This window comes from Ekhidna sp., assembly GCF_965212185.1.
GTDB lineage: Bacteria > Bacteroidota > Bacteroidia > Cytophagales > Cyclobacteriaceae > Ekhidna.
On sequence record NZ_OZ243102.1, the window covers coordinates 3,901,039 to 3,915,186 of the forward strand.

Annotated in this window: 13 protein-coding genes; 10 read left to right on the top strand and 3 right to left on the bottom strand. The window is 40.0% G+C overall.

The window, feature by feature from the left end:
• Positions 1-19: 19 nt before the first annotated feature.
• The gene (locus ACOMC3_RS17110) at positions 20-2,476 is read right to left on the bottom strand and encodes a zinc-dependent metalloprotease (protein ID WP_420317106.1); all 2,457 of its coding nucleotides are present in this window, start codon (positions 2,474-2,476) and stop codon (positions 20-22) included.
• A 53-nt stretch (positions 2,477-2,529) separates the two neighbouring features.
• On the opposite strand from ACOMC3_RS17110, the gene ACOMC3_RS17115 reads away from it, so the two are divergent.
• Genes ACOMC3_RS17115 through ACOMC3_RS17130 form a run of 4 tightly spaced genes read left to right on the top strand, consistent with a single transcriptional unit; the run spans position 2,530 to position 5,154 of the window.
• Positions 2,530-3,384, top strand: a complete 855-nt coding sequence (locus ACOMC3_RS17115; protein WP_420317107.1) for an alpha/beta hydrolase — start codon at positions 2,530-2,532, stop codon at positions 3,382-3,384.
• Positions 3,385-3,394: 10 nt separating this feature from the next.
• Positions 3,395-4,195, top strand: coding sequence for an alpha/beta hydrolase (locus tag ACOMC3_RS17120; RefSeq protein WP_420317108.1), 801 nt, complete (start codon positions 3,395-3,397; stop codon positions 4,193-4,195).
• Complete coding sequence (locus tag ACOMC3_RS17125) at positions 4,188-4,721, top strand: 2'-5' RNA ligase family protein (protein ID WP_420317109.1); 534 nt, start codon at positions 4,188-4,190, stop codon at positions 4,719-4,721. Before ACOMC3_RS17120 ends, ACOMC3_RS17125 begins: the two co-directional genes overlap by 8 nt.
• Positions 4,722-4,734: 13 nt before the next feature.
• Complete coding sequence (locus tag ACOMC3_RS17130) at positions 4,735-5,154, top strand: energy transducer TonB (protein WP_420317110.1); 420 nt, start codon at positions 4,735-4,737, stop codon at positions 5,152-5,154.
• A 25-nt stretch (positions 5,155-5,179) separates the two neighbouring features.
• Here the strand turns inward: ACOMC3_RS17130 and ACOMC3_RS17135 are convergent, their stop codons facing one another.
• Positions 5,180-5,665 carry a DUF6702 family protein gene (locus ACOMC3_RS17135; protein WP_420317111.1) on the bottom strand — a complete coding sequence of 162 codons (486 nt, stop codon included), beginning with the start codon at positions 5,663-5,665 and terminating at the stop codon, positions 5,180-5,182.
• Positions 5,666-5,769: 104 nt separating this feature from the next.
• Between ACOMC3_RS17135 and ACOMC3_RS17140 the strand changes: the two genes are divergently transcribed.
• The 4 genes from ACOMC3_RS17140 to ACOMC3_RS17155 all read left to right on the top strand — a co-directional run bounded on the left by ACOMC3_RS17140 (position 5,770) and on the right by ACOMC3_RS17155 (position 9,895).
• Entirely contained in the window at positions 5,770-6,357 is a 588-nt protein-coding gene (locus ACOMC3_RS17140) for a HupE/UreJ family protein (RefSeq protein WP_420317112.1), read from the top strand.
• A gap of 25 nt (positions 6,358-6,382) precedes the next feature.
• The gene (locus ACOMC3_RS17145; RefSeq protein WP_420317113.1) at positions 6,383-8,629 is read left to right on the top strand and encodes a M1 family metallopeptidase; all 2,247 of its coding nucleotides are present in this window, start codon (positions 6,383-6,385) and stop codon (positions 8,627-8,629) included.
• 84 nt (positions 8,630-8,713) lie between these two features.
• Positions 8,714-9,517: a hypothetical protein gene (locus tag ACOMC3_RS17150; RefSeq protein ID WP_420317114.1), complete on the top strand. Its 804-nt coding sequence runs from the start codon at positions 8,714-8,716 to the stop codon at positions 9,515-9,517.
• Between the two features lie 96 nt (positions 9,518-9,613).
• Positions 9,614-9,895, top strand: a complete 282-nt coding sequence (locus ACOMC3_RS17155; protein WP_420317115.1) for a DUF427 domain-containing protein — start codon at positions 9,614-9,616, stop codon at positions 9,893-9,895.
• Here the strand turns inward: ACOMC3_RS17155 and ACOMC3_RS17160 are convergent.
• On the bottom strand, positions 9,892-11,091 hold the full coding sequence (locus tag ACOMC3_RS17160) for a DUF4105 domain-containing protein (protein ID WP_420317116.1): 1,200 nt from the start codon (positions 11,089-11,091) through the stop codon (positions 9,892-9,894). The genes ACOMC3_RS17155 and ACOMC3_RS17160 overlap by 4 nt on opposite strands.
• 27 nt (positions 11,092-11,118) lie before the next feature.
• Between ACOMC3_RS17160 and ACOMC3_RS17165 the strand changes: the two genes are divergently transcribed.
• Together ACOMC3_RS17165 and ACOMC3_RS17170 are read left to right on the top strand one after the other, a co-directional pair.
• A complete protein-coding gene (locus ACOMC3_RS17165) occupies positions 11,119-12,141 on the top strand; it encodes an SPASM domain-containing protein (RefSeq protein WP_420317117.1) in 1,023 nt (340 codons plus the stop codon).
• 33 nt (positions 12,142-12,174) lie between these two features.
• Positions 12,175-14,148, top strand: a complete 1,974-nt coding sequence (locus ACOMC3_RS17170; RefSeq protein WP_420317118.1) for an alpha-ketoacid dehydrogenase subunit alpha/beta — start codon at positions 12,175-12,177, stop codon at positions 14,146-14,148.

Below are 14,148 nucleotides of genomic sequence, written 5' to 3' on the forward strand. Positions count from 1 at the left end.
AAAACCTGTCAGAATTGAACTAAAATATATCACAACTCCCTATCGGTGAGCCATCCGGTGCTTTGATTGGATCAGGAATTTTAAACTCATCTGGTTCGTCTAAGAATCGATCGATTTGACTTACCACGTATTGATAGTACACACCATCATCATTGGCACTTCTACTGGTTCGGCCAGAAGCGTATGACTTGATCGCCTTTATTTTTCCAAGTGCTTTTGCTCTTACCTCGCCATAAGCTCGCTCATTTACCGCAAGTCCCATAAGTTGTTTCAGCATTTCCATTTCCACTACTTTTTGAATCGTTCGATCCATTCCGTCTGAAGAAGGGTTCAACCAAGTAACTGCCATAACCCGATCCAATACAGCATCTACACCGGGCTGCTTTACATCTCTTGCTTTATAAGTCAATAATCGATTGAATCTATCTGCATTGAAAATGAATCCGAATGGTAAGCTTGCTGCAGTCTCCACAGCTGCCAGGTAATCGAATGCAGGACCTGTTCGCGACTGGAAAGTTTCTCTGGATCTACCATATCCAAATGCGCGTGGTGGAATTCGACCTAACAATTGTTCCGGTAGTTTTAGATTTTCTGGTTTGACGGTGTTCAGCAAGGCCTCCAGTGCCGCCATCTGCTCATCTGACGAAAGCATTTCGGTCACCACCTCTTCACCGCCTCTGATGGCATAGCTATAATTTAATCCGCCAATCAATTTGGAAGTGCCATCCACCTGATAGCGATGAAACAAGTACATCGGTACGAGTGCTTCTTCAATGGAGCTCATTGGCATCCCTGTTTTTATCGCTTTTTCGGAAAACTTATCCAGGATTGTTCTTCTGATTTTCATCATGCGATTCAACTCTACAGCAGCATTGGTACCATTGTCCCACAGGTGCGCTTCGGGATGTAATCCACTTGCTGGACGAGCATCCTGATCGGTGATGTATCTCATGTCATTGTCAAACGCTTCATCCAAAATTGCATTAAGCATTTCATCATTTTCTCCATCAGGAAAATCACTATAGCCATAAGTGATGGTCACCTTATCCCATGCACCAATCTTATCATCATAAGCCTCACTCAAATCAATATTTCCTTGCTCATCCATCTTCACATACGGATGAGGGTAATCCATCACTGAAGCCCTATCATTGACGCTTGCTGCAAAATTGTGTGCAAGACCAATCGTATGCCCTACCTCGTGAGCTGAAAGCTGACGCAATCTGGCAAGTGCCATTTCGGTCATGGCATTTGGGGTTTCATCCCCATTTTCATAAGGCTGCAAAAGACCCGTAGCTATTAAAAAATCTTGTCTTACTCGCAAAGACCCCAGACTCACATGTCCTTTGATCATCTCACCTGTTCGTGGATCAGTAATTCCACTGCCATAACTCCACCCTCTTGTTGAGCGATGAACCCATTGGATTACATTGTAGCGAACATCTAATGGATGTGCCCCTTCCGGCATTACCTTTACTTGAAAGGCATCCTTATATCCGGCAGCCTCAAACGCTTGATTCCACCAGCTGGCACCTTCGATCAGAGCAGAACGTACTGGCTCTGGAGCACCACGATCGACATAGTAGATGATCGGCTCTACCGGTTCACTTATCTCAGCATTAGGATCTTTTTTCTCTAGTCTGTGACGAACGATAAATCGCTTTACCAATGGTTCCTCAATAGGAGTGGCATAATCCTGATAAGAGATATTGAAAAACCCGCATCTCGGATCAAAAACTCGAGGTGTATAATTATCATCCGGAAGCTCAATGAAGGAGTGATGCGTCCTAACAGTTACTGCATCTGGAGTGGGAGTCACTGATCGCAACCACCAGCCTTTGGCATCTCCATTGAAGGTGAGAATAGATTCAAATTCGGTGTTTTTGGGAAAGTTGAATGTCGCATCCATGTAAATAGCTGATCTGGATTTATCAACAGAAAAATTGCCTTGATTTGATCCTCTTAGTCTTCCACTTACATCGTGCGAATCCCTCAACAACCAATCAGTGATGTCAATTAAATATGCGTTTTCATTCTTCGAGGTGATCTCAAAACCTCCTATTACCGAACTGGCAAATGCTTCCGCTACTGATTTTACCTCATCCTGATTGTCACTAACTGCCCGATAATCATAGTTCGGCTGAATCAGCAACAGCTTATTTCCATGCTTTTCAAACTTTACCACTCTTTCATTCCCAAGTTGACCTCTATCCAGCCCAATGTCATTGGACCCGATCCCAGCTGCTAAAGAATTTACATAAAGAAACTCTTGATTGACTTTATCCACCTCCAGGAACATTCGACCCACTTCATTATCATAGTAAAAGTTAAAGAAACCCTCTTGCTTCTGCATTCCTGTTGTAAAATCTGCAATCGAATTTGATTGATCGGATGACGAACTGGCCGGTGCATTGGTGGATTGGCAACCAACCATAAATGAGACAAGAATTAAGGTAAGAAAAGTGTAGGTTCTCATTGTTGTATATTTATAAAAGCTATTCAGAATAATCAATTCATTAAAGTAAAGCATTGATCACCACAATCATATTAATTATTGTATCAATCTATGTTATCGTTAATGTAGCGGCATATTTCTTACAGGAGAAGTTTTTATTCAAACCAGAAAAACTTCCCTCCGACTTTCAATTCAAGTATGCCGAACAAAATGTTCAGGAACATAACCTTTACATTGGCGATGATGTGCGCATCAATGGCGTTCACTTTAGTGTGGAAAAGCCGAAAGGCATAGTCATGTATTTAAAGGGAAACTCAAGATCCATCAAAGGGTGGGGAAAGTTTGCCATTGACTTCAACCGTTTGGGCTTTGACGTAGTGATGGTGGATTATCGTGGTTTTGGAAAAAGTACTGGAAGAAGGTCAGAAAAAGAAATCAAGGGAGATCTTCAAAAAGTGTATGATATATTGAAAAGTAAGGTGCCGGAAAAGTATGTCATCATCTATGGGAGATCTATGGGCTCTGGATTTGCGGCCAAACTAGCCAGCAATAACAACCCAAAAATGCTAATCTTAGAATCTCCATATTACAGCATGAAGAAAGTCGCTAAACGATACATTCCCTTCCTTCCTGCATCTCTCATTCTAAAATTTCCACTAACCACATACAAATGGATTAAGTACGTCAAGTGTCCGATTAAAATCATCCATGGAACGAAAGACAAACTCATTCCCTATAAATCCAGTTTAGCTTTAGCAGGGATCAACCCGTCATTGACGCGCGTTTATTCAGTGATTGGTGGTGGTCACAACAATCTGCATACTTTTGAAGAATACCATCGCATGCTAGAGGAAGCACTGAACTCAGCTGAATTGAAACCAATTGATCCTGAGAAATCCAGTTTAAACTTTAGCAGTAAGAAAAATTAAAGTTTAGAGAGTGTCTGCATTACGAATTCTTGCAATAGCCTTACTGTGCATTTATTTGCTGATTGGATTGGCGATTTTCCTACTCCAAGAAAGTCTTATTTTCTTACCTGAATCTTTACCCGACAATTATGAATATTCCTTCAATAAAGATTTTGAAGAGCATAATCTGACCATGGAGGATGGAGCGGTGATCAATGCGCTTTATTTTAAAATGAAGGATTCTAGAGGCCTGATTGTCTATTTTCATGGCAATGCCGGAAATCTCGCGCGATGGGGGGAAGTAGCTGAACCATTTGTTGATTTAGGCTATGAAGTGCTGATTTCGGACTATCGGGGCTATGGAAAAAGTACAGGAAACCGAACCGAAAAAAAATTGATGAGCGATGCGGAAGAGATTTATGAGTTTGCCAAGAAACTAGAGCGGGAAGAACGCATTATCATTTTCGGTCGATCTCTTGGGTGTGCTTTTGCTTCATATTTGGCCTCAAAAAACAATCCTGAAAAAGTGATTCTTGAGACTCCTTTTTACAGCCTGACGGATGTTGCCAGAAAACTATTTCCCATCTATCCAGCAGCATGGCTTCTCAATTACCGGTTTGAAAATCATAAATACTTGCAACAAACAACAGCACCTATTTTCATTTTTCATGGGAATGAAGACGAGATAGTCCCCTATGAATCCGGACAAAAGCTGTATGAAGCCGTTGAAGAGCAAGCCACCTTTTTTACGATAGATGGGGGGCATCACAATGATTTGGCAGCTTTTGATAACTATTGGATAGAAATGGAAAACGTATTGAATGATGAGTGAATCTCTATATTTCATAGCAGTTGTCCCCCCAACAGAAATTCAGGAAGCGATCACCAAGCTGAAGCATGAGATCGTAGAAAAGTACCAAAGTTCTCATGCACTCAAAACACCTCCGCACATCACCCTGCACATGCCCTTCAAATGGAAGGACAAGCGATTTGAAGATTTGGTAAAGGTCATAAAAGATCTGAATTCAGATTTGGAGCCATTTGAAGTTCAACTTCAAGGGTTTGACTTCTTCGAACCTCGAGTGGTCTTTGTGAATGTGGTTGAAAATGATAAGCTGGAAAAACTGCAAAAAAAGGTAGTAGACATTTGCAGAAAAAACCTCAAGCTGGACAATGCCAACTACAAAAACCTTCCCTTTCATCCTCACATTACTATTGGGTTCCGTGACTTAAAAAAGCGGATGTTTTATGAGGCAAAGCAGGAGTTTGAAGCTCGAACTTATAAATCTACGTTCAAAGTGGTTCAAATCACACTCTTAAAACATGATGGCAAGAAATGGAATGTAGTCGAGTTATGATTAGCTTACCTCCATGAAAGCACCTCTAACAATTCTTTTAGTTATTTCTAATATTTCAATGACCTTCGGTCAGGAATTAGCATTGAATGATGTTCATATAGGTAAACCTTATACCATAGTTGATGAGCCGGCACAATTTCCAGGAGGTGTTTATAAGATGCATGATTTTCTAAGGAAAGAAATGAATTATCCTGAAGAAGCATTAAAAGAAAATGTTTCTGGGCGAGTCTTTGTTCAATACATCGTTGAAAAAGATGGCAGTCTAACAAATATTCAAGTTGTAAAAAAGCTTGGCTTTGGACTCGATGAGGAGGCAATAAGGTTATATGCGAGTATGCCTAAATGGACTCCAGGAAAAATTGACAGTAAACCAGTTCGCCAACTGATGATTTTTTATGTGTTATTTGAAAAGGAGTTTGGAAATAGTAATTAGTATTTTAGAAAATTATTAGAACTAATCACTCCCAGTCAAATATCTCCGTATCCTCTCCTTTGTATAATCTCGCACTTTGCACATCGTCAAAAGCGCGAAAGTGTACCAGGTTTTCCTGATCTCCCCAAACTTCATGAAGGATGCTATTCCAAACTTTTACCTGCTTGAGCTTCTTCACTTTTTCTATCTCAACATAGCACCACATCACATCCTCCTCAATCTCTGCACCGATATAGTTTAGCTCATATTCCTTCCCTTTTTCATCCCAGAGCTTCATTCTGGTCAGCAAGTACTTTCCCAGGTTTTTATTTACAAAATCCCAGTTTTCTTTAGCCATGATATCAAGCGTTTCATTGCCAGTATAGGCTCTCAATGCAAGCTCCAGATCATCTAGAAAAATACGAGTGCTTATTTGAATCACTTTCTGGTCTTCCTTGTATTTGATGTCTGACACACTCACATGAAATGGGTGTATAAATGACTGAAATACGATGAGTGCTGCAGTAATCATGGCTCAAATCTAGGCAAACAGCGTGCCCCACTGCAATACCGCTCATCAAATCATCGTCACTGATCATAATTGAGATCGTCTCCTTGCTTTATATTCGCAACCCCATGAGTGAATTTAGGTTGTACTACGGGTTAGGTTTTGACCATATACTGGATGTAAATGGTTATGATCACATATTATTTGTAGTGGTCCTTTGTGCCCTCTATCAATCAACCGATTGGAAGAAAGTTTTGATTTTGGTAACCGCATTCACAATAGGTCACTCAATCACCTTGGCCCTTGCTACCATGCGGATCATCAAGATCAATGCAGACCTGATCGAATTCCTCATTCCAGTCACTATTTTGATAACAGCTATTTCGAATCTTTTCACTAAAGAAGAACGCATTGCAGAAGGTAAAATCTGGAGAAACTATGGTTATGCCGGATTTTTTGGGTTGATCCATGGATTGGGATTTTCTAATTACTTGAGGGCCCTACTAGGCACAGACAAAACAATTATCCTACAGCTTTTTGCCTTTAATGTAGGCTTAGAGGTAGGTCAAATAATTGTCGTTGGATTATTCATTGTCATTAGTTTCTTTTTCGTCGGATTAGGAGGAATAAGCCGAAGAGATTGGAAAATGATTATCTCATCAGCAGTAGGTGGAATAGCACTAATGCTTATGTTAGATACTAACTATTTAAACTGAAAAATTTTATTAATTAAACGTAACTATGAAGAATAGCATTCTACTAATTGGAGCTTTTTTGGTGGCGACCATTTCCATGGCCCAAGACCGAAAGCAAAAAGACACAGAATGGGAGCAAAAGTTTGAGCAACTTGGAACCATGCTGCCAACTCCCAATGTCTATCGTACAGCTTCAGGAGCCCCGGGACATCAGTACTGGCAACAAAAAGCGGATTACAAAATGGATATCGTTCTAGACGATACAAAGCAAACGATCACCGGAAGTGAAACAATCACTTATTACAATAACTCCCCAGACGATCTCGAGTATTTGTGGGTGCAGCTTGATCAAAATGTAAGAGCAAGAGATTCTGAAACACCTCTTATAGGCAGATCAAGTATGCGCGATACACTTAGTTCGTTTGCGGTTTTTAGATTAACCGGAGATCAAGATTATGATGGCGGATTTAAAATCAAATCCGTAAAAAGTGCAGGTAAAGACATGAGCTACATCATTAATAAAACAATGATGCGAATCGATTTGGCTCAGCCTTTAAAGTCAGGTGAAAACATGACATTCAGCATCGACTGGATGTACAACATCAACAACCGAATGACTGATGGAGGTAGATCTGGTTTAGAGTACTTTGAAGAAGAAGACAACTACATCTATACGATCGCTCAGTTCTTCCCGAGAATGGCCGTTTACATTGACAATGAAGGATGGCAAAACAAGCAGTTCCTTGGAAGTGGCGAGTTTGCACTGACCTTTGGTGATTATGAAGTAAGCCTCACTGTTCCCTCTGATTTTGTTGTAGGGGCTACAGGAATGCTCCAAAATGCTAAAGAAGTGCTGACAGCAGAACAAATAGAGCGTTTTGAGCAAGCTAAAAAATCGTATGATCAGCCTGTAATAATTGTCACAGAAAAAGAGGCAAAGAAAAACGAGAAAACAAAAGCAAGTGATACTAAAACTTGGAAGTATAAAGCAGAGAATGTAAGAGATTATGCCTTCTGTGCATCCAGAAAATTCATCTGGGATGCGATGGCCGTAAAACTTAGTGATGGAAATGAGCCATTGGCTATGTCTTACTATCCTAAAGAAGGCAACCCACTATGGGAGGATTTTTCAACACTTGCTGTGAAACAGACTCTTGAGACGTATTCAAAATTCACCATTGAATATACTTATCCGGTAGCTATTTCAGTTCACACTGCTTCGATTGGAATGGAATACCCAATGATCTGCTTCAATTATGGTCGTCCTGACCCTGATGGAACATATTCTGATAGAAAGAAGCATGGTATGATCTCGGTAATCATTCATGAAGTAGGACATAATTTCTTCCCGATGATCATTAACTCTGACGAACGACAGTGGACCTGGATGGACGAAGGTTTGAATACTTTTGTACAGTACTTGACAGAGCAGGAGTTTGCTGAGAACTACCTGGATTATGAATATCCTTCGAGAAGAGGACCTGCAGCTAATATTGTCCCGTACATGAGTGGAGAAAATGGATTGGTTCGTCCAATTATGACTAACTCCGAGCAGATCCGCCAATTTGGAGCGAATGCATATGCCAAGCCAGCAACTGCGTTGAATATTCTAAGAACAACGGTAATGGGTCCTGAGCTTTTTGATAAGGCATTCAAAACGTATGCTGAAAGATGGGCATTTAAGCACCCAACTCCTGCAGATCTGTTCAGAACAATGGAAGATGCCTCGGCTGTTGATCTGGATTGGTTCTGGAAAGGGTGGTTCTACGGTACGGATTATGTAGATGTAGATCTTGCAAATGTTCGATGGTTCCAGATGCAAACTGAAGAAAATGGTCTTGAGACCAGAAACATCAAAGGAGCTGGTCAGGGAATTGACAATCAAAATGATGGACAAAAAGATTTTGGTAGCGATCCACAGCCATTTGTATTCCAAGAATGGAATGGAGGATCAGGTGAATACCGCCAATCAATGGATCAGGACAAAATCAAAAAGTCAGCAGAAGGCAAGAACTTTTATGAACTTACCTTGAAAAATCAAGGCGGTCTTGTAACGCCGGTTATCATCCAATGGACGTATGCAGATGGGACTACAGAATTAGAAAAAATTCCTGCTGAAATCTGGAGAATCAATGAGAAAGAAGTGACTAAAGTCTTTATAAAGGACAAAGAAGTGACTAAAATTGTGATCGATCCAGATAAGATGACTGCTGATGCTTACACGGATAATAACGTTTTCCCTAGATCAAATGAGGGAGATCGATTCGAGCAGTTCAAAGAAGGACAAGACTAACGAAACACAACCAACCTAAACTAAAAGGAGACTGTAATGGTCTCCTTTTTTTTATTCCTATATTTATAACAAACATTAAGAGACATGAAAACACTTCTATCTACGGTCTTAGTCATTCTAATTCTTTCATCTTGTTCGACGGGTTCAACCTCTTCAGAATCTGCTGATTCTACAGCAGTTGATGGTGGTGAATTTGTAGAATATAATAACCCACCAGCGGAAGGATTCAACCAGGAAGGTTCCGATTTGCTTGCAACGCTACTTGCAGACAAAACCATGCTGGCAATGGGCGGAAGAAAAGCATGGGACAACACACGCTACATCAGATGGAACTTCTTTGGAAGGAGAGATCATATTTGGGATAAATCAACTGGAGACGTTCGCATTGAAGTGCCAGCGGATGATCTCACAATTTTGATGAATATCAATACAAAGGATGGGAAAGCAATGAAACGCGGAGTAGAAGTAACTGACTCTGTTGAATATTATCTTGAAAGAGGGTACGGAATGTGGGTCAATGATTCGTACTGGTTGGTGATGCCTTACAAACTAAAAGATTCCGGGGTTACCTTAAAATATCTAAGAGAAGACACCACTCAGACAGGCGCCAGAGCAGATGTGGTGAGCTTGTCCTTTGAAGATGTAGGAGTTACTCCTCAAAATGTATACGAAGTTTGGATCGATACAGACTCCAAATTAGTAACTCAGTGGGCTTATTATCCTGATTCATCTGCATTAGAACCAAGTTTTATTACTCCATGGGCTGATTATAAAAAGTATGGGGAGATTATGCTTTCCTCTAGTAGAGGTAGAAATACGCTGCAAAGCATTGAGGTATTAGATGAAGTACCGGAAGGTACTTTTACTGAATTTGATGCTTTACAATAACTTCAAAAGGAAGGATCACGACAGTTGAAATGTATTTACGTATGTTATTACAAGCTAATAGGTATTATTTTCGATTATTGTAAAAACCTTGATCTTATGAAAGCAATTTGGAATGGTGAGGTAATCGCCGAAAGTGATGATACTGTCGTTGTTGAAGGAAATCATTATTTCCCTCCATCATCTATAAAAAAAGAATTCTTCAAAGAAACAGATACTCATACTGTGTGTCCCTGGAAAGGAAAAGCGAGCTATTACACCCTCGAAGTAAATGGTGATGAAAACAAAGATGCAGCTTGGTACTATCCAGAAACCAGCGAGTTAGCTAAAAACATTAAAGGATACGTCGCTTTCTGGAATGGAGTGCAAATGGAGAATTAAGCCTTCCCATTGGTTGAAAGTTTGACTTTAGGTTTTCTCAGATCATAGCCAATGTAAAAACTTCTAAGTACAAGCGTAAGAACCAGCGGTACCAAAGACTGATGCAGTGGTTGTGGTAATAACATCCATATCACTAAAAGCAGGCAATACCAATAAGCCGTAATCTTGAAATACCGTCCAATAAATTGCCTGTATTTTTCTTTACCCACTAAAAAGATAATTGGTATATGAAAAGGTATTGCCCATAAGATGTTGAGATTCACCTTTGAAAGGTGTTCCGTACCAAACCATAGAAAAGTTACCCACAGACCCGCAAAACCAACCAGTGAAAAAAGTAGGACATCTACCCATTTTGTTCGCTTCCCTGATTTGAGGTTTCTATGAGTAATTAACCCAACAATAAAAAATAAGATGACGAAGGTATTGAATGGTGTTAACAATCCATTCGCAAAAGATTCTTCTTCTGGTGTGAACGATTCAATCTCCTTTAATACTAAAGGAACTGAGATGCTATCTCTTGAAATCGTTGCTCCGGCAAAGGCTTTATTAACATAGTCAGGTAAAAACATGTAATCGTACGCTTCAGCCTCCCGGTCTATTTGAATTCCTAATCCCAGATCAATGCCAAAATCTCCCCATGGTTGATAATCAAGATAATCATCCATCAGATCACGAATTGTTTTGTTTTCTTCTTTATAACTCAGATCAAAATCAATACGTCCGGGATAAAGCCCTTCAGCTACATCCCTGATTTTTGTAGCACAATTATCATATACATAATTATAGAGGTACTCGGCATTTTCAGGTTTCACATTGTTTTGAAGAAAATCAAAAAATTGTTGTTTCTCTTCTTGCGTCAAATTCAGGTATTGCTCTTTAATAAATCGATTTTGACTCTTATAAAATTGATATACCCGATCATATTTGGTTACCCCAACCTTGTACTTGAGTAGGCCTTGAGCAAAATTTAAGAAGAAGTTTTCCTGCTCAAAATCATACAGTCCATAGTTATAAAACCAGTCAATTCTTCTATCCTGATCCTTAATTCTAATCCCGCTGTGACCGAAAGCAGACCAAACTTCGCCCTGATATGGTCCTACAGTTATCACAGCAATTTCAGCATTCTCTGATAGCTGAATTTGAGCTTGCAAAAGAGAGGATGTGAAAATAAGAAGGCTCAGAAATACGAATCTCATGATTCAAGTGTTTACTTTGTTTTTGCAATGTTGATCAATCTGCACGATAGCATCTCACTAGCTTCAAAACTAACGCCAAAAAGAATATCCAATGCATGGAATATTTGGCGAAGCTATCAAAGGTCTCAGCACAGTGGTACAGCAACGGTCAGGGGATTGCCAATAAGTATGGCAATAGAGCCTACAACAGCATGTAATTTGAGGTGTCCTGAATGTCCAAGTGGTTTACGTTCATTTTCTCGTCCCACCGGAAAACTAGATCTTGTGCTTTTTGAAAAAATCATGCTAGACGTTAGCAGCCATCTGCTTTACCTGACCTTCTATTTCCAGGGTGAACCTTACTTGAATCCAGCCTTTTTGGATATGGTTCAAATAGCCAACAAGCATAAGGTATATACAACGACCTCAACAAACGCTCATTTCCTGGATGATGAAAATGCTAAAAAAACAGTAGAAAGTGGATTGAATCGATTGATCATTTCCATCGATGGCGCTTCACAAGAGACGTATGAATCCTATCGAAAAGAAGGTGATTTAACTAAGGTTCTAGAGGGTACTAAAAACATTTTGAAATGGCGAAAATCCTTAAAATCAAATCACCCAAAAGTGGTTTGGCAATTTTTGGTAGTTAGACCTAATGAGCACGAGATTCCTAAGATCAAGCTGTTGGCGAAGGAATATGAAGTAGATAAGGTGGTTTTCAAAACCGCTCAGATATATGATTATAAAAATGGTAATGAACTTATTCCAACAATAGACAAATACAGCCGCTATAGAAAAGGTCCAGATGATACATTTTCAATCAAGAATGAATTGGAAAATAAATGCTGGAAAATGTGGCAATCGTGCGTGATCACCTGGGATGGGCAGGTAATTCCTTGCTGTTTTGATAAGGATGCGAGCCACAGTATGGGAAATGTTACAGAAAAGTCGTTTGAAGATATCTGGTTTTCAAAGGCATATCAAAATTTTCGAAATGCATTGTTAAACTCACGCTCTGAAATAGAAATTTGTAAAAACTGTACCGAAGGGCTGAAGGTTTGGGCCTGATGCACTTATTTCGCACATCAATTCACACTACTCATGAAATTTGATCGAAAAAACAGATCTGACGAAGAACTCATTGCTATCCACAAAGCATTGGTCACTCCTCGCTTGATCGAAGAAAAAATGCTCATCCTCTTACGTCAAGGTAAAATCAGTAAATGGTTTTCCGGTATAGGGCAAGAAGCCATTTCTGTAGGAGCTGCTTTGGCCCTAAATAAGGAAGAATATATTCTTCCAATGCACCGAAATCTGGGGGTTTTTACGACTAGAGATATACCATTCCAACGGTTATTCTCTCAATTTCAGGGAAAATTAAATGGATTTACAAAAGGTCGTGATAGAAGCTTCCACTTTGGTACTCAGGATTATAACATTGTTGGGATGATTTCTCATTTGGGTCCACAACTCGGTATTGCGGATGGGATTGCCCTTTCACATTTATTGAGAAAAGAAGAAAAGGTAAGCCTGGTTTTCACGGGAGATGGTGGAACAAGTGAGGGAGATTTTCATGAAGCAGTGAATGTCGCTTCGGTTTGGAAATTACCCGTCATTTTCGTGATTGAGAATAATGGATATGGGTTGTCTACTCCAAGTCGAGAACAGTTCAATTTCGATTCCTTTGTTGTGAAAGGTCCGGCGTATGGTATGGAAGCGTACAGTGTTGAAGGGAATTCTATCCTTGAAGTGCTAAATGAATTAGAGCCACTAGTAGCGGATATCCGGAAAAATCCACGACCAATCATATTCGAGGCGAAAACCTTTCGAATGAGAGGACATGAAGAGGCATCAGGCACAAAATATGTCCCAAAAGAATTGATGGAAAAGTGGGCAAAGAAGGATCCAGTGAAAGGATTTGAAAGCTACCTTATTAAAGAAAAAGTATGCACCAATGATGAGATCGGTGATATTAGAAAGACGATCCAAAAAGAAATTAGTGATGCTGTAAAAGAAGCATTTGAAGAGGAACCAATTACTTCATCACCAGAAGTGGAGCTTGCAGATGTGTACTACCCATATGCACAAGAAGTCATTGAACCAAATAGCAAAAAATCTTCAAGACGCTTCGTTGACGCTATCTCAGACGGATTAAAACAATCATTAGAAAAATATCCTGAATTAGTAATCATGGGGCAGGATATTGCAGATTATGGAGGAGTCTTTAAAATTACCGAAGGCTTCATGGAGCAGTTTGGAAAAGACAGAATACGAAATACTCCTTTATGTGAATCTGCCATTGTTGGAACTGGTCTCGGACTCAGCATCACAGGAATGAAGGCTGTGGTGGAAATGCAGTTTGCAGATTTTGTCACAGAAGGATTCAATCAGATTATCAATAACCTGGCTAAGATTCACTATCGCTGGGGTCAAAATGCCGATGTAGTAGTAAGGATGCCAACTGGTGCGGGTGTTGGCGCTGGGCCATTTCATTCTCAATCCAATGAAGCCTGGTTTTTCCATACTCCCGGATTGAAAATTGTATACCCATCAAATCCTGAAGATGCTAAAGGGCTGTTGAATGCCGCAATAGAAGATCCAAATCCATACCTTTTCTTTGAACACAAAGCACTTTATCGCTCATTGACAGAAGATATTCCTGACGGATACTTCACTACTGAAGTTGGAAAAGCAGCAACATGCAAAGAAGGCACTGACTTGACTATCATTACTTATGGTATGGGTGTTCATTGGGCACTTCAATCCGCAAATCAATCAGGTCATTCGATTGAAGTCATCGACCTCAGAACCCTACTCCCATGGGATAAAGACACTGTAAAAGGTTCTGTAGAAAAAACTGGCAGAGTAATCGTATTGCATGAAGATTGTCTCACAGGAGGAATAGGCGCTGAGATTTCAGCATGGATTTCAGAATACTGGTTTGAGTCATTGGATGCCCCTGTCTTCAGAGTAGCAAGCTTGGATACTCCTGTCCCATTTGCTGCAAATCTTGAGAAAGACTTTCTTCCAAATGAACGTCTAGAAGCAAGCATTAAAAAAGCACTTGAGTACTAG

Bases quoted from the DNA above. Each gene is read 5' to 3' on its own strand.
- ACOMC3_RS17110 (WP_420317106.1), bottom strand. From the start codon at position 2,476: ATGAGAACCTACACTTTTCTTACCTTAATTCTTGTCTCATTTATGGTT.
- ACOMC3_RS17125 (WP_420317109.1), top strand. From the start codon at position 4,188: ATGAGTGAATCTCTATATTTCATAGCAGTTGTCCCCCCAACAGAAATT.
- ACOMC3_RS17130 (WP_420317110.1), top strand. From the start codon at position 4,735: ATGAAAGCACCTCTAACAATTCTTTTAGTTATTTCTAATATTTCAATG.
- ACOMC3_RS17135 (WP_420317111.1), bottom strand. From the start codon at position 5,665: ATGATTACTGCAGCACTCATCGTATTTCAGTCATTTATACACCCATTT.
- ACOMC3_RS17140 (WP_420317112.1), top strand. From the start codon at position 5,770: ATGAGTGAATTTAGGTTGTACTACGGGTTAGGTTTTGACCATATACTG.
- ACOMC3_RS17145 (WP_420317113.1), top strand. From the start codon at position 6,383: ATGAAGAATAGCATTCTACTAATTGGAGCTTTTTTGGTGGCGACCATT.
- ACOMC3_RS17150 (WP_420317114.1), top strand. From the start codon at position 8,714: ATGAAAACACTTCTATCTACGGTCTTAGTCATTCTAATTCTTTCATCT.
- ACOMC3_RS17155 (WP_420317115.1), top strand. From the start codon at position 9,614: ATGAAAGCAATTTGGAATGGTGAGGTAATCGCCGAAAGTGATGATACT.
- ACOMC3_RS17160 (WP_420317116.1), bottom strand. From the start codon at position 11,091: ATGAGATTCGTATTTCTGAGCCTTCTTATTTTCACATCCTCTCTTTTG.
- ACOMC3_RS17165 (WP_420317117.1), top strand. From the start codon at position 11,119: ATGTTGATCAATCTGCACGATAGCATCTCACTAGCTTCAAAACTAACG.
- ACOMC3_RS17170 (WP_420317118.1), top strand. From the start codon at position 12,175: ATGAAATTTGATCGAAAAAACAGATCTGACGAAGAACTCATTGCTATC.